20 protein-coding genes and 1 pseudogene are annotated in these 18,550 nt (G+C 74.7%); 10 read left to right on the top strand and 11 right to left on the bottom strand.

Annotated elements, in window-relative coordinates:
* Nucleotides 1-10: 10 nt before the first annotated feature.
* The 6 genes and pseudogenes from Sru02f_RS16100 to Sru02f_RS16075 all read right to left on the bottom strand — a co-directional run bounded on the left by Sru02f_RS16100 (nucleotide 11) and on the right by Sru02f_RS16075 (nucleotide 3,894).
* Nucleotides 11-1,792: a complex I subunit 5 family protein gene (locus tag Sru02f_RS16100; RefSeq protein ID WP_109030710.1), complete on the bottom strand. Its 1,782-nt coding sequence runs from the start codon at nucleotides 1,790-1,792 to the stop codon at nucleotides 11-13.
* Entirely contained in the window at nucleotides 1,792-2,151 is a 360-nt protein-coding gene (locus tag Sru02f_RS16095; RefSeq protein ID WP_109030709.1) for a sodium:proton antiporter, read from the bottom strand. Before Sru02f_RS16095 ends, Sru02f_RS16100 begins: the two co-directional genes overlap by 1 nt.
* A gap of 7 nt (nucleotides 2,152-2,158) precedes the next feature.
* A complete protein-coding gene (locus tag Sru02f_RS16090; RefSeq protein ID WP_109030708.1) occupies nucleotides 2,159-2,935 on the bottom strand; it encodes an MnhB domain-containing protein in 777 nt (258 codons plus the stop codon).
* Nucleotides 2,936-3,021: 86 nt separating this feature from the next.
* A pseudogene (locus Sru02f_RS16085) lies at nucleotides 3,022-3,270 on the bottom strand (hydrogenase subunit MbhD domain-containing protein); the annotation flags it as partial.
* Nucleotides 3,263-3,715 carry an MrpF/PhaF family protein gene (locus Sru02f_RS16080; RefSeq protein ID WP_109030706.1) on the bottom strand — a complete coding sequence of 151 codons (453 nt, stop codon included), beginning with the start codon at nucleotides 3,713-3,715 and terminating at the stop codon, nucleotides 3,263-3,265. The gene Sru02f_RS16080 and the pseudogene Sru02f_RS16085, both read right to left, overlap by 8 nt.
* Nucleotides 3,712-3,894: a hypothetical protein gene (locus Sru02f_RS16075; RefSeq protein WP_109030705.1), complete on the bottom strand. Its 183-nt coding sequence runs from the start codon at nucleotides 3,892-3,894 to the stop codon at nucleotides 3,712-3,714. Before Sru02f_RS16075 ends, Sru02f_RS16080 begins: the two co-directional genes overlap by 4 nt.
* Before the next feature lie 223 nt (nucleotides 3,895-4,117).
* On the opposite strand from Sru02f_RS16075, the gene Sru02f_RS16070 reads away from it, so the two are divergent.
* Nucleotides 4,118-4,657, top strand: a complete 540-nt coding sequence (locus Sru02f_RS16070; protein WP_109030704.1) for a VanZ family protein — start codon at nucleotides 4,118-4,120, stop codon at nucleotides 4,655-4,657.
* 130 nt (nucleotides 4,658-4,787) lie between these two features.
* Nucleotides 4,788-6,047 (top strand): glycoside hydrolase family 16 protein, encoded by a 1,260-nt coding sequence (locus Sru02f_RS16065; RefSeq protein WP_109030703.1) that lies wholly within the window; start codon nucleotides 4,788-4,790, stop codon nucleotides 6,045-6,047.
* Between the two features lie 39 nt (nucleotides 6,048-6,086).
* On the opposite strand, the gene Sru02f_RS16060 is transcribed toward Sru02f_RS16065, so the two are convergent.
* The gene (locus Sru02f_RS16060; RefSeq protein WP_109030702.1) at nucleotides 6,087-6,323 is read right to left on the bottom strand and encodes a hypothetical protein; all 237 of its coding nucleotides are present in this window, start codon (nucleotides 6,321-6,323) and stop codon (nucleotides 6,087-6,089) included.
* Nucleotides 6,324-6,481: 158 nt separating this feature from the next.
* Between Sru02f_RS16060 and Sru02f_RS16055 the strand changes: the two genes are divergently transcribed.
* From Sru02f_RS16055 to Sru02f_RS16040, 4 genes are all read left to right on the top strand, one after another.
* On the top strand, nucleotides 6,482-7,513 hold the full coding sequence (locus Sru02f_RS16055) for a PHP domain-containing protein (protein ID WP_174855050.1): 1,032 nt from the start codon (nucleotides 6,482-6,484) through the stop codon (nucleotides 7,511-7,513).
* Nucleotides 7,514-7,567: 54 nt separating this feature from the next.
* Nucleotides 7,568-8,224 carry an HAD family hydrolase gene (locus tag Sru02f_RS16050; RefSeq protein ID WP_109030700.1) on the top strand — a complete coding sequence of 219 codons (657 nt, stop codon included), beginning with the start codon at nucleotides 7,568-7,570 and terminating at the stop codon, nucleotides 8,222-8,224.
* A 103-nt stretch (nucleotides 8,225-8,327) separates the two neighbouring features.
* Complete coding sequence (locus tag Sru02f_RS16045) at nucleotides 8,328-9,527, top strand: FUSC family protein (protein WP_174855031.1); 1,200 nt, start codon at nucleotides 8,328-8,330, stop codon at nucleotides 9,525-9,527.
* Between the two features lie 296 nt (nucleotides 9,528-9,823).
* Nucleotides 9,824-10,855, top strand: coding sequence for an SDR family oxidoreductase (locus Sru02f_RS16040; protein WP_109030699.1), 1,032 nt, complete (start codon nucleotides 9,824-9,826; stop codon nucleotides 10,853-10,855).
* A 57-nt stretch (nucleotides 10,856-10,912) separates the two neighbouring features.
* Here the strand turns inward: Sru02f_RS16040 and Sru02f_RS16035 are convergent, their stop codons facing one another.
* Both Sru02f_RS16035 and Sru02f_RS16030 read right to left on the bottom strand, forming a co-directional pair.
* The gene (locus tag Sru02f_RS16035) at nucleotides 10,913-11,221 is read right to left on the bottom strand and encodes a hypothetical protein (RefSeq protein ID WP_109030698.1); all 309 of its coding nucleotides are present in this window, start codon (nucleotides 11,219-11,221) and stop codon (nucleotides 10,913-10,915) included.
* A gap of 130 nt (nucleotides 11,222-11,351) precedes the next feature.
* The gene (locus Sru02f_RS16030; RefSeq protein ID WP_109030697.1) at nucleotides 11,352-12,641 is read right to left on the bottom strand and encodes an ROK family transcriptional regulator; all 1,290 of its coding nucleotides are present in this window, start codon (nucleotides 12,639-12,641) and stop codon (nucleotides 11,352-11,354) included.
* Between the two features lie 190 nt (nucleotides 12,642-12,831).
* On the opposite strand from Sru02f_RS16030, the gene Sru02f_RS16025 reads away from it, so the two are divergent.
* The 4 genes from Sru02f_RS16025 to Sru02f_RS16010 all read left to right on the top strand — a co-directional run bounded on the left by Sru02f_RS16025 (nucleotide 12,832) and on the right by Sru02f_RS16010 (nucleotide 17,070).
* Nucleotides 12,832-13,326, top strand: a complete 495-nt coding sequence (locus Sru02f_RS16025; RefSeq protein ID WP_109030696.1) for an FBP domain-containing protein — start codon at nucleotides 12,832-12,834, stop codon at nucleotides 13,324-13,326.
* Between the two features lie 106 nt (nucleotides 13,327-13,432).
* Nucleotides 13,433-14,701, top strand: coding sequence for an FUSC family protein (locus tag Sru02f_RS16020; protein WP_174855030.1), 1,269 nt, complete (start codon nucleotides 13,433-13,435; stop codon nucleotides 14,699-14,701).
* A gap of 61 nt (nucleotides 14,702-14,762) precedes the next feature.
* Nucleotides 14,763-15,815, top strand: coding sequence for a hypothetical protein (locus tag Sru02f_RS16015; RefSeq protein WP_109030695.1), 1,053 nt, complete (start codon nucleotides 14,763-14,765; stop codon nucleotides 15,813-15,815).
* Between the two features lie 49 nt (nucleotides 15,816-15,864).
* Nucleotides 15,865-17,070, top strand: coding sequence for a lactonase family protein (locus tag Sru02f_RS16010; protein ID WP_373103722.1), 1,206 nt, complete (start codon nucleotides 15,865-15,867; stop codon nucleotides 17,068-17,070).
* Here Sru02f_RS16010 and Sru02f_RS16005 read toward each other — a convergent pair.
* Together Sru02f_RS16005 and Sru02f_RS16000 are read right to left on the bottom strand one after the other, a co-directional pair.
* A complete protein-coding gene (locus Sru02f_RS16005) occupies nucleotides 17,038-17,763 on the bottom strand; it encodes a DUF2470 domain-containing protein (protein ID WP_109030693.1) in 726 nt (241 codons plus the stop codon). The genes Sru02f_RS16010 and Sru02f_RS16005 overlap by 33 nt on opposite strands.
* Before the next feature lie 107 nt (nucleotides 17,764-17,870).
* Nucleotides 17,871-18,479 carry a TetR/AcrR family transcriptional regulator gene (locus Sru02f_RS16000; protein ID WP_164275233.1) on the bottom strand — a complete coding sequence of 203 codons (609 nt, stop codon included), beginning with the start codon at nucleotides 18,477-18,479 and terminating at the stop codon, nucleotides 17,871-17,873.
* Between the last annotated feature and the right edge of the window lie 71 nt (nucleotides 18,480-18,550).

Genomic DNA, 18,550 nt, shown 5'->3' with positions numbered 1-18,550 from the left:
GACGCCCGGCTCACCCGGACAGCACGCCGGGGAAGGCCAGTGCCCCCAGCAGGGCGGTGCCGACCAGCAGCCACGCCACGTAGTCGCCGACGTGCCCGGACTGCAGCCGCCGCAGCGGCAGCACCCAGTCCGGTACGGCGAGCAGCCCGGGACGGCCGACGGCGACGGCGGCCAGCACCACGGCCAGGACGGTCGACAGGAGTCCCAGGCCGACGCCCAGGGGCGTCCAGTGCACGGAGGTGTGGACCAGACCGGCCGAGGTGGCCTCGCTCATGGCGCGGGCCACCGCGGTGCCGAAGCCGGGGACCGCACCGGCCGCGAGGGCCCCGGCCAGCAGGAGGGCGGGAACGGCCGTCATGGTGTCGGGCACCCGGCCGAGCGGCCGGCGGGTCTCCGGCTCCTCCCCCGCGCCGGTCGTCTCGTACGCGTCGGCCCCGCCCCCTGCGCCGGCGTCCTCGGGTGCGGGGCCCAGGCCCCAGAACACCCGGGCCGCGACCCGTAGCACGGCGGCCGCGGTGACCGCGCTCGCCAGGACGTAGAGCACGGTGAGCGGGCCGCCCACCGCCTCCTCGGTGACGGACTTGCCGAGCGCCGTGCCGAACGGCGGCAGTCCCGCGAGGCCCAGCGCGCCGACGACGACCATCGCGCCGACGCCGCGCAGCGGACGGGCGCGGCCGTGCAGGACGTGTTCGTCGACGCTGCCGTACCGGTCGAGGAGGATCCCGGCGCAGGCGAACAGCGCGGCCTTCACCCCGGCGTGCCCGACGACGTACAGCGCGACGCCGTCGTCGCCCTCGGGCGTGAGGGTGCCGATGCCGAGCAGGAACAGGCCGGTGTGCGCGACCGTCGAGTACGCGAGGAGCCGTTTGATGTGCCGCTGGTGCCAGCACATCAGCGCGCCGAGCGCCGCCGTCAGCGCGCCCAGCACGGTCAGCACCCGCTCCGCGTCGGTGGCGGGCAGTCCGCCGGGGCCCGAGAACACGGTGTCGTAGACACGCCAGACGCCCAAGACGCCCAGCTCGACCATGACGCCGGACAGCAGCATGCACACCGGGGTGGGAGCGACCGCGTGCGCGTCCGGCAGCCAGAAGTGGAAGGGGACGGCGGCCGCCTTGACCAACAGGCCGGTCAGCACGAGGACGAAGCCGGTCAGCACCAGCGCGTCGGGCGGGCCGTGGGCGTCCAGCGCGCCGCCGATCCGGGCCAGGGCGAGTTCGCCGGTTCGGGCGTAGAGCAGCGCGATGCCCATGAGCAGGGCGTAGGCGCCCAGGGAGTTGACCACGGCGAAGGTCAGCGCGCCCTGCACGGCCCTGGCCTCCTCGACCCGGTGGCCGGTCAGGGCGTAGGCGACGACGCTCATCAGCTCGAACCAGACGAACGCGTTGAACAGGTCGCCCGCGATCACGAAGCCGCACATGCCGGCCTGGAAGACCAGCACGAGCGCCGGAAACGCCCCGGCGTGGCCGTGCGGCGGCTCGTCGAAGGAGCGCCAGGAGTAGGCGAGGGCGGCGAGGGTCAGCACGGACACCAGCGCGGCCGTGCCGAGTCCGGGGCCGTCACCCGTCAGGGCGATGCCGACGCTGTGTCCCGCCACGGGCTCCCAGCCGCCCACCCACTCGGTCAGTGGCGGCGAGGAGTGCGTCAGCAGGAGGACCGCGAGCACCGCGGTACCGGCCGCGACGGCGCAGGCGGCGCCCTCCGCGACGGGGCGCGGGACGAGCCGGCCGCAGGCGGCGAGCAGGGCGGCGCCCAGCAGTGGGAGGGCGACGAGGAGCGGCAGCAGGTGGTGCATCAGCCGCGCAGCTCGCTCAGTTCGTCGGGGTCGACCGTGCCGTGCCGCTTGGCGACCTGGACGACCAGGGCCAGCAGGAGGGCGGTGACGGTGGCGCCGACGACGACATCGGTGAGGGCGAGGGCCTGGACCACGGGGTCGACCACCGGCCGGGAGCCGGGTGCGAGGTCGGAGAAGACCGGTGCGGTGGCGCCGTCTCGGTAGCCGACGGCCAGCAGCAGGACGTAGGTGGCGGCCTGGCACACGGAGAGGCAGCCCACGGCGTGGACCAGGTCGCGGCTGGTGGCCAGGCCGTAGCAGCCGGCCAGGAAGACCCAGGCGGCCACCAGGTAGGGCAGCACGTGCGTCGGCTCGGACATGGGGCTCTCACTTTCCGCGCTGGTCGGGGTCGTCGTGTGCCTGGGCGTTCTCGCCCTCGTCCACGATCTCCACGGCCTGGTCCAGGAACCCGGCGAGCAGGACGACGACCGCGCAGGCGACCTCCATGCCGATCGCGGCGTTCAGCAGCGGGACGGTACCGGCGGAGGCGAGCGTGTTGAACGTGCCGTACGGGAGCAGTGTGTTGGCGAGGAAGGCGGAGCCGCCGAGCAGGGCGGCCAGGCCGGTGACGAGGTAGGCGGAGGCGGCGAGCGCGTCCCCCGTTTCGTACGGGACGAGGGGCCGTACGCGTTCGAGGGCGCGGTAGTCGGCGCCCAGGTAGAGCAGGTGCAGGGCGGTGGCGGCGACCACGCCGCCCTGGAAGCCGCCGCCGGGGCTGACCTGGCCGTGGGCGACGACGTAGAGGCCGGTCAGCAGGGCGACCGGCAGCACGAGCAGGGCGTAGCGGCGCACCGGCCGGGAGACGGCGGCCGGTTCGGGGCGGGCCCGGTGCTCGTCGCGGGTCTGGCGCAGCAGGACCACGCAGCCGAGGACCGCCGCGAACAGGATGCTCATCTCGCCGAGCGTGTCGAAGGCCCGCTGGTCGAAGGTGACGGAGGCGACGGTGTTGGCGGTGTGCCGGCTCAGGGACGCCTCGACGGCCCGGTCGCCGTAGGGGTGCCGGTCGCCGCCGAAACGGGGCAGGTCGAGGCAGGCGGCCACGAGGAGCGCGGCGAGACCGGCGCCGCCCACGGCCACCAGCCACAGCCGCGTACGGGGGCTCACCGGCCGCTCTCCCGTCCGCGCCGCCCGGCAGGGCCGCCGTGGCCGCCGTGGCCGCCGTGCCCGCCGTCGCCGTGCCCGCCGTCCTCGTGTCCGCGCTGCCCGCGCCGGCGCACCTTGCGGACCGTCAGCAGCAGCAACAGGGGTGTCAGGGCGGAGCCCACCGCCAGCTGCGACAGGGCGACGTCGGGTGCCTGGAGCACGGTGAACAGCACGGCGAGGACGACGCCGAGGACGGCCAGCACCAGCGACTGGCGCACGGGGTCGCGGACCGCCACCGCCGCCGTGGCGGACACGGCGACCAGCAGCAGCGCGAGGACGATCACGGCCTCAGTCACGGCGGCCCTCCTGCATCCCGCCCGCGAGCGCCCGGGAGGCGACCAGGTTGCCGCCGACCAGCAGTGCCCCGACGACCAGCAGCTTGACCAGGGCCCTGCCCGGTCCGGTGGCCACGCCCACCGCCACCACGACCGCGGCGCCGAGGACCGCCGCCGTGAGGGTCGGGCCCCGGGCGTGCGGCGGGTCGTCGGCCAGTTCGTCGGCGAGCAGCCGGGCGAAGACGAGTGTGCCCACCGGCCCGAGGACGGCGAGCACGAGGGCGAGGTCGACGTACGCGGGCCGTTCGTAGCCCTGGGCCAACAGCAGGAGGGCGGGGCAGGCCAGCGCGCTGGACAGGTTCTGAGCGGCGGCGCGACGGCGCAGGGGGCCGGTCACCACCCCCCACAGGGTGGCTCCGACTCCTGCGGCGAGCACCAAGGCCGCGGCGAGGAGCCAGCCGTTCACGGGCCGGTCACCGCCCGCCGCGCGGCCCGTGCGACGAGCGCCGTCAGGGCCGAGGCGCCCGCGCCCACGGCCAGTTCCAGGGGGTCGACGGTGCTGACGAGGACCAGCCAGAGCGCGGTGAGCGGTACCCACCACGCGGCCACCTCGGCAGCGGCGAGGAGTGTCCTACGGCTGCGCACAAGCACCCCTTTTGTCACTGTTGTTCCGGCTTCGCCGTCATCCAAGCACCGTGCGAGCGGCGGCCGACGGCGGCGCGCGGCGGCACCCCCGGCCGGAGTGCCCCGGCCGGGGGAGGGAAAACCGGACAGCTGTGCGCGGGGGCGCGCGGTTCGCCGGGCATCCTCGGCGGTTCGGCGGGTAACCGCGCTACCACGCGGGGAAGTTGACGACTGGAGGACCGACATGGCTCGCGCCGTCCCACGACCACGTTCGCGGCCGCACCCCCGCGCCGGCAAGCCGCGGGACGGCGACCGTCCCGAACGGCACACCCTCGCCCTGCCGTTGCGGCTGCTGGCGACGGCGTGCGCGTTCGTCTTCATGGTGGCGTTCGCGGTGGTGCTGGCGCGGCTGACCCTGCAGCCCTCCCCCGCGTCCGAGGCCCTGACGCACACCAACCTGCATCCGGGCCGCTCGCTGAAGGCTTATCTGGACCAGCCGGCCCTGCGCGACGCGGTCAAACAGATCGGCGGGAACATCCTGCTCGGCGTGCCGTTCGGCGTCCTGGTCCCGGTCGTCGCCCCGCGCACGCGCGGGGTGCTGCGCGTGCTGGCGCTGACCGCCGTCGTGATGCTGCTGGTGGAGTCCGCGCAGGGCGTCCTGGTCACCGGGCGGGCCTTCGACGTCGACGACGTCATCCTCAACACCGCTGGGGCGCTGATCGGATACCTGCTCCTCGGCCGGCGCATGAGCCGTACGGTGCACGCGCGCGGGGGACGTACCTGAGACCGGGTCATCCGGTCCGTACCAAGGTATTGACCGACCCTTATCTCACTACTTGAATAAAGAGGCGTCACCCCCAACCCCCCACCTCGGTCGGCGCCTTCGCGCGAGGCGCCGTACGGAAGGGAGAGCCGTGGCCCGCCCACGCCTGCTCCGCAGATGCCTCCTCGCCGCCGCCCTGTCCGCCGGGCTGGCCGCTTCCCTCGTGACCGGCCCCGCCCAGGCGGACCCGGAAACCTCCCGGGCCGCCGGGCCCGCCTCGTCCTCCGCGGCGGCCGCCGTGGCCTTCTCCGACACCTTCGACGGCCCGGCCGGGGCGGCCGTCGACTCCTCGAAGTGGCAGATCGAGACCGGCGACAACGTCAACAACCACGAACGGCAGTACTACACCTCCGGCAACAAGAACGCGGCCCTGGACGGCCAGGGGCACCTGGTCGTCACCGCCCGCAAGGAGAACCCGGCCAACTACCAGTGCTGGTACGGCACCTGCCAGTACACCTCCGCCCGGCTCAACACCTCGGGGAAGTTCACGGCGCAGTACGGCCACGTCGAGGCACGGATGAAGGTGCCGCGCGGCCAGGGCATGTGGCCCGCGTTCTGGATGCTGGGCACCCCGGTGAACTGGCCGGACTCCGGCGAGATCGACATCATGGAGAACGTCGGCTTCGAGCCGTCCACCGTGCACGGCACCCTCCACGGCCCCGGCTACTCCGGCTCGGGCGGCATCGGCGCCGGATACACCCTGCCGGGCGGCCAGGCCTTCGCGGACGCCTTCCACACCTTCGCCGTCGACTGGGCGCCCGACTCCATCACCTGGTCGGTGGACGGCACCGTCTACCAGCGGCGCACCCCGGCCGACCTGGGCGGGAAGCAGTGGGTGTTCAACAGGCCGTACTTCCTGATCCTGAACCTGGCGGTCGGCGGCTACTGGCCCGGCGACCCGGACGGCTCCACGGTCTTCCCGCAGACCCTCGTCGTCGACCACGTGTCGGTGACGACGGGCGACTCCCCCACCGGCGGCGCGATCCGGGGCCTGGCCGGCAAGTGTGTGGACGTCGCCGCGGCGAACACCGCCAACGGCACGCCCGTACAGCTCTACGACTGCAACGGCACGGCGGCCCAGCGGTGGACGGTGGGCTCCGACGGCACGGTCCGGGCGCTCGGCAAGTGCCTGGACGTCAACGCCGGCGGCACGGCGGACGGCACGGTCGTCCAGCTGTGGGACTGCAACGGCAGCGCCGCCCAGCGCTGGGTCGTCACCGCCGCGCGCGACATCGTCAATCCCCAGGCCGACAAGTGCCTCGACGTCGCCGGCAACAACTCGGCCAACGGCACCCGGCTGCAGATCTGGACCTGCACGGGCGGCGCCAACCAGAAGTGGACGGTCGGCTGAGGCGCCGGGCGGGGGCGGGGGCTCCTGCGGGCGCTCCGCCTAGCGCGGCTTCCAGGTGAACTTGTCCCCACCCACCCAGCGGACCACGTCCGGGTCGTCCAGGTCGTGGACCGTGATGCCGAACGCGGCGGCGGCCTCCAGGACGTCGGTGACGGCCTTGGCCTCACCGACCACCTGGCCGTCGATCTCCACGATCCGGAACGGGGGCGGGCCCGCCTGCACCCCGAGCACGAGGATCCGCGGACTGCCGATGTGCGGGCTGTCGATCTCGGTCATGCCTAGAGGGTAGGCCGCAACCCGCGCGAGCGAGGACCCGGGCGGTCCGGGACGGGTGGGCCGCCCGGCTCGTGGTGCGGGTCCCGGTGCCCTGGGGAACCCTGGACATGCCGGTGGAGTCCGGTGGGGAGCGGTCGAGGGCGCACGAGGAGGTGGCGATGGACCCCGTCGAGGCACTGGAGCGGATCGCGTTCCTCCTGGAGCGGGCCCAGGCACCGACGTACCGTGTCCGGGCCTTCCGTACCGCCGCGGGGGTGCTCGGTGGGCTGTCCTTGGCCGAGCTGCGCGAGCGGGCGGGTTCACTGGAGTCCCTGAAGGGGGTCGGCCCCAAGACGGCGCAGGTGGCGCGCGAGGCGCTGGACGGCCAGATGCCCGGCTACCTGGCGAAGCTGGAGGACGAGGCGGACTCCCCGCTCGCCCGGGGCGGTGAACGGCTGCGGGAGCGGCTGCGCGGCGACTGCCATCTGCACTCGGACTGGTCCGACGGCGGCAGCCCGATCGAGGAGATGGGCCGGACCGCGGCCGCGCTCGGGCACGAGTGGGCGGCTCTGACCGACCACTCCCCGCGGCTGACGGTGGCCCGCGGGCTCTCCCCGGCGCGGCTGCGCGAGCAACTGGACGTGGTGGCGGAGCTGAACGCCACCTGGGCCCCGTTCCGGCTGCTGACCGGCATCGAGTGCGACATCCTCGACGACGGCTCGCTCGACCAGGAGCCGGAGCTGCTGGAGCGGCTCGACGTGGTGGTCGTGTCCGTGCACTCCAAGCTGCGGATGGACGCCCGCTCGATGACCCGCCGGATGGTGACCGCCGTCCGCGATCCGCACGCGGACGTGCTCGGGCACTGCACCGGCCGGCTGCTGACCGGGCGGGGGCGCCCGGAGTCGGCGTTCGACGCGGACGAGGTGTTCGCCGCGTGCGCGGAGTCCGGCACGGCCGTGGAGATCAACAGCCGCCCGGAGCGGCTGGACCCGCCGCGGCGGCTGCTGCGCCGTGCGGTGGCGGCCGGCGTGCTGTTCTCGATCGACACCGACGCGCACGCGCCGGGTCAGCTGGACTGGCAGATCCACGGGTGCGCCCGGGCCGAGGAGTGCGGGGTGCCCCCGGAGCGCGTGGTCACCACCTGGTCCCTGGGCGAGCTGCTGGCCTGGACGCGTGAGGGCCGTACGCCGTCCGGAGTGACGGGCCGCTGACGTGGTACCCGCCCGCCGATCAACGGGCTGAAGGGGCCGGGAAGGGGACAGCGCATGGAACGGGCGGCCGTGTTCGACGTCGACGGGACCCTCGTCGACACCAATCACCTGCACGTGACCACCTGGTGGGAGGCGTTCCGGCAGGCGGGGCACCGGGTGCCGATGCACGCCGTGCACCGGGCCGTGGGCCTGGCCTCGGGCGACCTGGTCGCCCGGCTGCTCGGCGAGGACCGGGACAAGGAGCAGGACGCGGCGCTGAGCGCCGCGCACAAGGCCCTGTACGGACAGTACTTCGACCGGTTGCCGGCGCTGCCGGGCGCCGGGGACCTGCTGCGCCGCCTGGCCGCGGACGGCTGGAAGGTGGTGCTCGCCACCTCGGCGGGCGGGTCGGAGCTGGGCGCACTGCGGCGCGCGATCGACGCGGACGACGCGATCGACGCCACCGCGAGCGCCGACGACGTGGACGCGGGCAAGCCCGCCCCGGAGCCGGTCGAGCACGCCCTGGAGCTGGCCGGGGTACCGGCCGAGCGGGCCGTCTTCGTCGGCGACACCGTCTGGGACATGCAGGCGGGCAGCCGCGCCGGAGTGCGGTGCGTGGGCGTGCTGTGCGGCGGTCTGCCCCGCGCCGACCTGGAGGAGGCGGGAGCGGAGGCGGTCTACGCCGATCCGGCCGACCTGCTGGCCTCGCTGCACGGGAGCCCGCTGGCATGAGGCACCGGTCCCTGCCCCGCACGTCCCCGCCGCGATCCCCTCGCCCGCCCCGCCGCCCGGGCACCGAGACGGGTCGGCCGCTCGATCGCACGTCCGGCACCGCATGAGCGCTGTGACACACACCCTCCGGGAGGCACTCCGGGGACGGCGGCCCGCGGCCGCGGTGTGGTGGGAGGCGTGTGCCGTCGGACGGGCCGTCCGCGCCGCCTGGCGGGGGCCGGGGCGGGAGCGCGACCTGGTCGTGCAGTCGCTCAAGGCCGCGGGCGCGGCGCTGATCGCCTGGACCGTGGCGGGCGTGTGGCTGGGCGACCCGATGGCGCTGATGGCCCCCTGGGTGGCGCTGGTCCTGGTGCAGGCCACCGTCTACAGCTCGGTGCGGCAGGCCGGGCAGCAGTTCGCGGCGATCTGCGCCGGCGCGGTGCTGGCGTCGGCGGCGCAGGCGATCACGGACGACAACACGGGGGCGCTGGTGCTGTCGCTGCCGGTGCTGATGCTGGTGGCGAACTGGTCGCGGTTCGGCGGCCAGGGCATCTACGCGGCCACCACGGCGGTGTTCGTCCTGGCCTCCGGCACGGCGGTGTCGGCCGCCGCGGTCGGCCACCGGGTGGGGCAGGCGGCGCTCGGGGCGGTCATCGGCGTGGCGGTCAACGCCCTGGTACTGCCGCCGATCCACCTGCGGGACGTGCGGGAGAACCTCGCGGCGCTGGCCCGGGAGGCGGGCGACCTCCTGCACTCCGTCGCCGCCGACCTGCGGGAGACCCAGTGGGACGCGCAGAGCGCGGCCGGCTGGTCCAGTGACGCGGCACGGCTCGAGCGGCGGCTGGAGGCGCTGTACTCCGCCCGGTCGTGGAGCCGGGAGAGCCTGCGGCTGACCTCGGGCCGGCTGCGGCGGCTGCACCGCGGGCCCACCGTCGTGCCGCCGGAGGACGAGGACCGGCGGTGGAGCCGGGTCACCGGGAACCTCGGCGCGCTGACCCGGACCCTGGCGGTGGCGGCCGACGAGCACCGGACGCCCGCACCGCCCGAGGGTCCGGTCCTGGACCTGTACGCGCGCCTGCTGCGGCTGATCGGCGACGCCTGTCACACCGAGGCGGGCCGGTGGGCGGGCGAGCGGACCGAGGCCGATCCGACGACGGCCACCGAGGAGACGATGGAGGAGCTGCACCGGCGGCTCCAGGAGGGACTGCGGGAGCACGCCGGGCAGGGCGCCGCCCGGACCGCGGTGCTCGGCACGCTGCTGCTGCAGGCGGAGAACCTGTGGGCCGAGATCGTGCCCGAGCCCCGTGAGTCCACCGAGCAGTGACACACATCACCCCAAACCACGACAGACGGTGGAACACCGGCCGGTGGTTCACCGTTGAACAGGACGTGGGTACGGACGGGACAGTGTCCCCGGGCCCCACCTATTGCCCACAGGGACGATCGTTCGGCTGAAGCCCTGTGGAGCCTTTCGCCGCGAGGCGACCGCCGTCCGTATCCACCTCGCACCGCCCCGATCGTGATTCCCCCGTCGCGGTCGGGGCTTCTCCTTGCGTGCCCTTCCCCGGCCGCGGGTACCCGGTGCTCTCCGCACGGGCAGGTGGCCGAGAGGAGCACAGGGTGAGCAGCGCAACGGGCAGCAGGATCGTGGTCACGGGCGCCACGGGCAACGTGGGTACCAGCGTGGTGCGGCTTCTCTCCGAGGATCCGGAGGTGGGGACCGTGCTGGGGCTGGCCCGGCGGATCCCCGACTGGTCGCCCGCGAAGACGGAGTGGGCCGCGGTCGACCTGGCCTCGGAGCAGAGCGACCTGACGGGCCACTTCGCGGGCGCCGACGCGGTGGTCCATCTGGCCTGGGCGTTCCAGCCGACGCACGACCCGGCGACGACCTGGCGCACGAACGTGCTCGGCTCGATCCGGGTGTTCGAGGCGGTGGCCGCGGCCGGGGTGCCGGCGCTGGTGCACGCCTCGTCGGTCGGCGCGTACTCGCCGGGACCGAAGAACCACGCGGTGGACGAGTCCTGGCCGACGCACGGCTGGCCGGACGCCGCGTACTGCCGGGAGAAGGCCTATCTGGAACGGGCCCTGGACACCTTCGAACGCGATCACCCGGGGATCCGGGTGGTGCGGATGCGGCCGGCCTTCCTCTTCAAGCGGGAGTCGGCCAGCGAGCAGCGCCGGATCTTCGGCGGCCGGTTCCTGCCGGGACCGGCGGCTCGTCCGGAGCTGCTCCCGTTCCTGCCGGACGTCCCCGGTCTGCGGGTACAGGCCCTGCACACGGACGACGCGGCCCGGGCCTACCGGCTGGCGGTGCGGTCCGCGGACGCCCGGGGCGCGTTCAATCTCGCGGCCGAGCCGCCGGTGGACGCCGAACTGCTCGGCGAACTGCTCGGGGTGCGTCCGGTGCGCCTGCCGCGCGCCGCGGCCCGCTCGGCGATAGCGGCCGCGTGGGGGATGCGGCTGCTGCCCGCCTCGCCGCACCTGTTCGACGCGGTGCTGCGGCTGCCGGTCATGGACTGCACACGGGCGCGGGTGGAGCTGGGCTGGCGCGCGACGCGCACCGCGACGGAGGTGCTGGAGGAGTTCCTGCGGGGACTGCGGCAGGGCGCGGGGGCGGACACGGAGCCGATGCGCGGACGCAAGGTCGGCTGAGCCGCGCGGGCCGGCCCCCGGCCGACCTCGCCCCGGGTCCACCGGGGCCGCCGGGCCTCAGCCGGAGGACTCGTCGGGCACCGGGTGCTCGGGGTGCACGGCGGCCGAGTGCGGTGCACCCTGCCGGCCCGTGCCCGCCTCGTCGGTGTCGGGTACGTCGGGCACGGGTCCCGTCTCCGCGTCACCGGCGCTCTCCGCGTCGTCCTCGGGCCGTTCGCCGTCCGGGGCCTGCCGGTGCTCGCTCTGCTCGCGGGTGGGCGAGGCGGCCTCCCACGGGTCGTCGTGGTCACCGGCCTGCTGGTCGGGCATGTCGCGCGGGACGGGGGCACCGTTCTCACCCGGCCCTTCGTGGCGGTGGTCGGACACGGCGCGCTCCCTTCCCGTGGGTCTCCTGGCCCCCGGGCCGCACGAGGCCGCCCGGGGTCGTCCGAGGGCCCTCGGAGCGGCCGACGGCCTCGGAGCGACGTCGGGTACCTCCGCGGCGACCGGCGAAACCTCAGTGCGGCGCCCGCTCCTCGAGCGCCGTCCGCCAGGCCGGGACCGGGTACTCGGGGGCCGGTTCGGGGCGTCTGCCGCCGCGGGCGAAGAAGTCGGCCAGGGGCAGGATCGCGGCGCCGACGGTGACGGCGTCCGGGCCGAGCCGCCCCAGGTCGACCGTCACCTTCCGGGCGGGATGGCGCAGCGCGTACGACACGGCGTGGCGCCGTACGGCGGGCAGGAAACGGGCACCGAGCTGGAGGCCGGCCCAGCCGCCGATGAGGATGCGCTCCGGCTGGAAGAGGTTGATCAGGTCGGACAGGCCCGCACCCAGGTACTCGGCGGCCTCCTCCAGGACGGCGAGCGCCACCGGGTCGGCCGCCGCGCCGTCGGCCGGGTAGGCGGCGGCGAGCATCGCGGTGAGGGCGGTCTCCTCGTCGGTGCCCTCGGGCACCCGGCCGCCCTCCTCCCGCCAGCGGGCCAGCAGCGACTCCGCACCGGCGTACGCCTCCAGGCAGCCGAGTGCTCCGCAGCGGCAGCGGCGCCCCCTGACCCGGACCGTCAGGTGCCCCCATTCGACCGCCCGGCCCTGCTCGGCCTCGGGGGTGACCAGGCTGGCGCCGACACCGGAGCCGAAGAGGACCACGACCGCGTTGCGGGCACCGCGGCCCGCGCCGAACCACATCTCGGCCTGGCCGAGGGTCTTGGCGCCGTTGTCGATGAGGCACGGGACGGTGTCGGGCAGTGGCGAGCCGGCGCGGAGCAGGGCCTCCAGCGGGACCGCGTCCCAGCCGATGGTCTGGCCGTGCACCACGGCACCGCGGTCGGCGGTGTGCTCGACGATGCCGGGGACGCCGATCCCGGCGCCGAGCAGCCGCTCGGGCGGCAGTCCGGTCGTGGCCAGCACCTCGGCGATGCCGTCGCGGACGTGTCCGACGATGACGTCGACGTCGTGCCGTTGCGGGGCCAGCGGGCGTTCGGCACGGGCGAGTTCGGTGAGCGTGAGGTCGAACAGCTCGACCCGCACCCGGGTCTCGCCGACGTCCACGCCGATCATGTGTCCGCTGGCGGGGGCCACCCGCAGCAGGGTGCGGGGCCTGCCGCCGTCGGAGTCGACGCTGCCGGCCTCCTCCACCAGTCCGTCGGCGACGAGATCGGCGACCACGTTGCTGACGGAACCCGAACTGAGGCCGGTCGCCGGACCCAGCTCGAAGCGGCTGAGCGGTCCGTCGAAGTAGAGCCGTTGCAGCACGGCCGTACGGTTGGCCCTCCTGAGGTCGCGCACCGTGCGCCCGTTCCGCCCCGCCATGTGGCTCCTCCCGTACCCGTGCCCGGTCTGCAAGATACCTCCGCCGGACGACCGCACGCGACTTCCCTTTGCTCTTAATTCATGCTATGAACTCGCCTCCCCGAAATCCGGTGGCGACTCCGTCCGTAGGCTATCTACGCTAGGCGAAAACCTAGAGATCCTAGGTTCCTTCGATCCAGGGGAGGCTCCCGTGAGAGCACTCGACGAGCAGGACGTCCGCACCTCCTTCATCAACTGCTCGAAGGGCGAGGCCAAGCGGCTGGCCGTCCCCCGCGACCTGGACGAGCGCCCCTGGGACGATCTCGACTTCCTCGGCTGGCGGGACCCCGGGGCGCCCGACCGCAGCTATCTGGTCGCCGACCTCGACGGGCGCCCCACCGGTGTGGCGCTGCGCTTCCAGCCGGCCCGGAGCGGCTTCTTCCAGCGCAGTATGTGCGCGCTGTGCCTGACCACCCATCCCCGGGGCGGCGTGGCCCTGATGACGGCACGCAAGGCCGGAGCGGCCGGCCGTGAGGGCAACTCGGTCGGCCTGTACATGTGCACCGATCTCGCCTGTTCCCTGTATCTGCGGGGCAAGAAGGTGTCGCAGAGCGGCGCCCGCTTCGAGGAGAGCCTCACCCTGGAGGAACAGGTCGCCCGCACGCTGGGCAATCTGTCCGCGTTCGTCGCCAAGGTGACCGGCTGACCCGTCCGGCGGCGCCCGGCGCGTGAGAGGGGGTCCGGCCGCCCGCGTCCGGCTACCGTCCTGATCGGACACGTTCGAGGCGCCTGCGGAAGGGAACAGCCCGAGGATGCGGGATGTGCTTGAGGCCGCGAGGACGGCTCTGCGGCGGGTGAAGTGGCTGCGGGACCCCATGGTCGTACAGGCCCTGCGCTCCGCCGCCGCGGCGTCGATCGCCTATGTCATCGCGGTGCGGCTGACCCCCGACAAGTCGGCGGCACCGCTCACCGCGCCCCTGACCGCGCTGCTGGTCGTCCAGGTCACCCTGTACGCCACGCTGAAGATGAGCTTCCGCCGGGTGAACGCCGTGGTCGCGGGTGTCCTGGTCGCGATCGCCTTCAGTCAGCTGGTCGGGCTCAGCTGGTGGAGCCTGGCCCTGATCATCGTGGCGGCGCTGGGCGTCGGGCACCTGGTGCGCGCCGAGGAGTTCACCGCCGAGGTGGCGATCAGCGCGATGCTGGTGCTCGGCGTCACCTCGCACGGGAGCCTGGCCTGGGCCCGGGTGGTGGAGACCCTGATCGGGGCGATCGTCGGTCTGGTCTTCAACCTGATCCTCGCGCCTCCGGTGTGGGTGGAGCAGGCCGGCGAGTCCGTCGTGGGACTGGCCCGGCAGGTGCGCCAACTGCTGCTGCGGATGGGCGAGGAGGCGGCGGGGAGCACGCCCTTCCACGAGGCGGCGGCCCGGCTGCACGAGGCCCGCCGGCTCGACCACGACATCGGCGAGGTGGACGAGGACCTGCGCCAGGCCGAGGACAGCCTGCGGTTCAATCCCCGGGTGCGCGAGGGGCTGCTGCACCGGGTCGTGCTCCGTACCGGCCTGGACACCCTGGAGATCTGCACGGTGGTCATGCGGGTCCTCGCGCGCAGCTTCACCGACCTCGCCAAGGAGCGCGAGCCGGAGCCCCTGTTCGCGCCGGAGACGGGCGCCGCCGTCCAGCAGTTGCTGTCCGAGATCGCCGACGCCGTGGTCAGCTTCTCGGTGCTGGTCACCAGCAACGCCAGCGAGAACGCCGAGTCCGCGGAGGAGCGTCTGGCCACCGAGCTGCGCCAGGCCGCGGCCACCCGGGACAGGCTGGCCGACCTGCTGCTGGAGGAGGTCCGGCGCGACGCCACCCAGTGGCAGCTGCGCGGCGCGGTGCTGGCCGAGGTGAACCGGATCATCGACGAGATGGACACCGAGCACCGCTCCCGCCGGCTCCTGGAGGAGCTGGACCGCCACACGCGTGAGCAGCGTGAGCGCATGCCGCGGCTGACCCGGCTGCGGGACCGGACGCGCGACCGGCTGCGGGCCGGCCCGCGCGGGCGGAACCGCGACACCGCCGCGCGGCGTTCCTCTTGAGGAAGGACGAGGCGCGCGCGGCCGGCGAAGGCGCGTCAACGGCGAATGAGGGGGCGTTCGGATGACCGACACCAGTGTGCGGATCGACGGGAACCGGCTGTCGCTGCCGGGCGGGGCGACGGTCCGCTTCATACGCACCCTGCGGCTGCCCGAGACGGGCACGCATCCGCTGCCGCCCGGGCTCGGCGAGTTCCCGGTCCGCCGGGTCGCCGACTACGCCGGCAGTGTGCCCGAGGAGTGGCGGGCGCGGGGCGGCGTGATGCTGCCGGTGTACCTGCGGGAGGCCATGTGGCTGAGTTTCGCGGGCACTCGGGAGCCCGCCGCGCTCCAGGTGGGGGTGGGCAAGGTGTGCGCGGTCTCGGGCAGGCCCTGGAGCGACCGGCTGTCCCGGGACCCGCAGAACTACGTGGTGCTTCCCCGCCAGCCCTGGCTGGACGGCATCAACTCCGGGACCGGCACGGTCCGTCAGTTCGTGGCGGTGCCGCTCGGCATGGGGGCGAGTGTCGAGGGCCAGGTCACCGGCGAGGAGGTCTGGGGAGGCGTCCAGTTGCAGGCGTTCACCCTCAACGACACCGAGCTGGCCCGCTGGCGCGAGGAGGAGCGGCGCCGTGCGGAAACGGCCCGCAGGGCGGCCCGTCCGGGCGGGGCACTCGGCGCTCCGGCACCGGCGTCGGCACCGGCCGCGCCGGGCGCGGCCCCGGCGTACGGCGGTGCGGCCCGGCCCCGGTCGGCGCCCGCCATGGGCCTCGGCGTCGGCGGCTCCATGCGCCAGGAGGTGTACCGCGACCAGCGGCCGCCGACGGACTGGGCCGAGCGTCCGGCGGGCCGGGTCTTCGTGCACCTGGTGACGCCGCCCGAGTGGCGCCGCATCACCGGCGAGGCGCCGCCGCCGTCCCCCGTGGACCGGGCCGCGTACACCCGGGCCGGCCTGCCCTGGTACGACTACTACGACCAGGACGCCCACGACCTCGCGCCCACCGGGCCGTTGCAGGACGTGAAGCCGGTCGGGGACTGGATCGGCGACGACCACGAGTCCTGGCAGCCGCCCGCGCCCGGCCAGGTCCACCCGCTGGGGGACGCGCCGGGCAAGCCGGTGCAGGACGGGGACTGGTAGCGGCGCGAGGGCCGGTACGGGTACGGGAGGGCGGCATGGACGGGGTCGGCTGGAGCAGGCGGCGGCTGGTCGGGCTCCTCGCCCGGACCGCCGCCGCGGCGGCGGCACTCCCGCGGCGGCGTGCGGCGGCCCGGCGGAGACGCAGGCGCCGGCCGCGGCGCCCACCGCGCCCCGGGCGAGCGGCGGTGCGTCCGGCAGGGAGCGGGGGTCCTCCGGCCGGCGCCCGCTCCTCCTCGGCACCTACACCTCCGCCGAGGGCGGCGGCCGGGGCGTCGGACTCGCGGCGTACGACCCCGCGACTGGCCGGATCACCAAGAGCGGCCTCCTCGCCGAGGTCGACGACCCCTCGTACCTGGCGGTGCATCCCGACGGCCGGACCGTGTACGCGGTGAACGAGCGCGAGGAGGGGGCGGTGACCGCCGTCCGGCTGTCGGACCGCAGGGTGCTGGGCAGCCGGAGCACCGGCGGCGCGGCGCCCTGCCACCTGTCGGTGCACCCCAGCGGGCGCTGGCTGTTCAGCGCCAACTACGGCTCCGGAAGCGTCGCCGTACACCCGGTCGACGCCTCCGGCGCGCTGGGAGAACGCACCGGCCTGGTCACGCACTCCACTCCCCCGCCGGGCCCGGGACAGCGGGGTCCGCACGCCCACCAGGTCGTCACCGCCCCGGACGGGGCCCATGTCCTCGCCGTGGACCTCGGCACGGACACCGTGTACACCTACCGTCTGGACGAGGGCGCGGGGACCCTCGTGGAGGTCTCGCGGGCCCGGACCCGGCCGGGCTCCGGTCCCCGGCACCTCGCCTTCCACCCCGCCGGACGCCACGCCTACGTGGCCAACGAGGTCGACAACACCGTCGCGGTCTGCGCGTACGATCCGCGGACGGGACGGCTGGCCGTCGGCGAGCCCCAGTCCACCGGCGCGCCGTCGGCCCCGGGGACCGGCGCCAACTACCCGGCGCAGATCCTGGTGACCTCCGACGGCGCGTACGCCTTCCTCGCCAACCGGGGGCACGACAGCGTCACGCGGTACGCGGTGGAGGCGGAGGGTGCCCGGCTCCGGCTCCTCGGCACCGTGCCGGTGGGCGGCGTCTTCCCCCGGCAGATCGCCTTCTCCCCGGACGGCCGGCTGCTGTTCGCGGCCAACCAGCGGTCGGGCACCGTCAGCACGTTCCGGGTGGGCGCCGGCGACGGCGGACTGCGGCGCACGGGAGAGCCCTTCGCCTCACCCGCCGCCGTCTGTGCGCTGCCGCTGTAGGGCCCGCGGGCAGGAGACGGCGGCCGCCTGCGCGAGGAGCACGTGCACCCGCTCCGTGAGCTGCGCGATCTCGTCGGCGGGCGCGTGGAACGGCAGGCGTACGTCGCCGTGGTCACGGACGCGTTCGACGCGCAGGGTCAGCCCGTGCCGGTCGACGGCGAGCGGCCGCACCCGGACCGCTCCGTGCAGGCTGTCCGGATCGACGAGCCGGGTCAGCCGCTGCACGGCGTCGTCGTGGCAGTCGGCGAGATGGGTCAGCAGCCGCGCCTCGGCCAGGGCCAGCGGATCGGGCTTCGCGGCGGTGAACTCCTCGACGTCGACCACCACGGCGCCGGACGGCCGCCGCAGCACCACCCGGGTGGGCCGGAAGGCCAGGTGCCCGTCCGTCACGGCGAACCAGCCGGCGAGCCAGAGCCGGGCCCTGATCCGGCCCCGCACCGGGACGGGCGCCACGTCGGCGAACTCCAGCACCCCGGACGGCTCTCCGCGGGGCGCGCACACCGCCGCGGCGAGCAGCGCGCTGTCCTCGGGCACGCGCAGGAGCACCCGGCCGTCGTCGGCCACGGTGTGCGCGCCGACGAACTCCTCGCGGCCGCCCTCCGCGGTCACCGCACAGGACCAGGCGGCGGCGAGCACGGAACGGGCCTGTTCCGCCGCGCCGGGCGCTGCCGTCCAGGTGTGGCTGTCACCCATCCCAACCTCCGTTCACAGTTCATTAGGTAAGGCTCACCTAACCTAGCGGAGATCGGGGAGTGCGCCAACCATGACATCCCCTCGAACCGACATCCGGACCGGCGCCGTCAGGGCGCGATGGCTCCCAGCAGTGCCCTTGCGCACAGGTCCCGCACCTGCTCGCGGGCGGGCTCCGGATCCCGCAGCCACTCCAGGCACACCGCGGTGGTGAAGGCCAGCCAGCCGCGCACCGCGAGCCGCACGTCGCCGCGTTCCTCGAAGGCCGGGCCGAACTCCGGGTCGGCGGCGAGGGCGGCGAGGATCTGCCGCTCCTGCGCGGCGAGCGCCTTCTGGTAGACGCGGCGCACCGCGCGGTCCCCCGCCGCGTCGGCGCGGTGGAAGGCGCGGTAGCCGTGCGCGTGGGCCCGGACGTACTCCAGGTAGGCGTCGAGGCCCGCGGTGAGCTGCTCACGGACCGGGACGCCGGGCACGGCCGCCGTCATCCGCAGCATGCGCTCGCTCTCGCGCTCGACGACCGCCGCGAAGAAGTCCCGTTTGTTCGGGAAGTAGTGGTACAGCAGCCCGCGGGAGACGCCGGCGATCTCGGCGACCTGCTCGATCCAGACCTCGTCGTAGGGGCTCTCCGAGAACAGCCGCGCGCCCACCGAGAGCAACTGCTCCCGGCGCTCACCCGTGCTGAGCCGGCGGCGGATGCGCTCGCCCTGGTTCGCGGCCATGCCCCGCACCTTACTTGACGCGGGTTCAACAACGGGTCGAGACTGGGACGCGTTATTGAATCCATGTACAA

It is taken from the genome of Streptomyces rubrogriseus, from assembly GCF_027947575.1.
GTDB classification, from domain to species: Bacteria; Actinomycetota; Actinomycetes; order Streptomycetales; family Streptomycetaceae; genus Streptomyces; species Streptomyces rubrogriseus.
This window is presented reverse-complemented; position numbering and strand designations above follow the sequence as displayed.

Coding starts and splice junctions, on each gene's coding strand:
- Sru02f_RS16100 (WP_109030710.1), bottom strand. CDS start 1,792: ATGCACCACCTGCTGCCGCTCCTCGTCGCCCTCCCACTGCTGGGCGCC.
- Sru02f_RS16095 (WP_109030709.1), bottom strand. CDS start 2,151: ATGTCCGAGCCGACGCACGTGCTGCCCTACCTGGTGGCCGCCTGGGTC.
- Sru02f_RS16070 (WP_109030704.1), top strand. CDS start 4,118: ATGGCTCGCGCCGTCCCACGACCACGTTCGCGGCCGCACCCCCGCGCC.
- Sru02f_RS16060 (WP_109030702.1), bottom strand. CDS start 6,323: ATGACCGAGATCGACAGCCCGCACATCGGCAGTCCGCGGATCCTCGTG.
- Sru02f_RS16055 (WP_174855050.1), top strand. CDS start 6,482: ATGGACCCCGTCGAGGCACTGGAGCGGATCGCGTTCCTCCTGGAGCGG.
- Sru02f_RS16050 (WP_109030700.1), top strand. CDS start 7,568: ATGGAACGGGCGGCCGTGTTCGACGTCGACGGGACCCTCGTCGACACC.
- Sru02f_RS16045 (WP_174855031.1), top strand. CDS start 8,328: ATGAGCGCTGTGACACACACCCTCCGGGAGGCACTCCGGGGACGGCGG.
- Sru02f_RS16030 (WP_109030697.1), bottom strand. CDS start 12,641: ATGGCGGGGCGGAACGGGCGCACGGTGCGCGACCTCAGGAGGGCCAAC.
- Sru02f_RS16020 (WP_174855030.1), top strand. CDS start 13,433: ATGCGGGATGTGCTTGAGGCCGCGAGGACGGCTCTGCGGCGGGTGAAG.
- Sru02f_RS16015 (WP_109030695.1), top strand. CDS start 14,763: ATGACCGACACCAGTGTGCGGATCGACGGGAACCGGCTGTCGCTGCCG.
- Sru02f_RS16005 (WP_109030693.1), bottom strand. CDS start 17,763: ATGGGTGACAGCCACACCTGGACGGCAGCGCCCGGCGCGGCGGAACAG.
- Sru02f_RS16000 (WP_164275233.1), bottom strand. CDS start 18,479: ATGGCCGCGAACCAGGGCGAGCGCATCCGCCGCCGGCTCAGCACGGGT.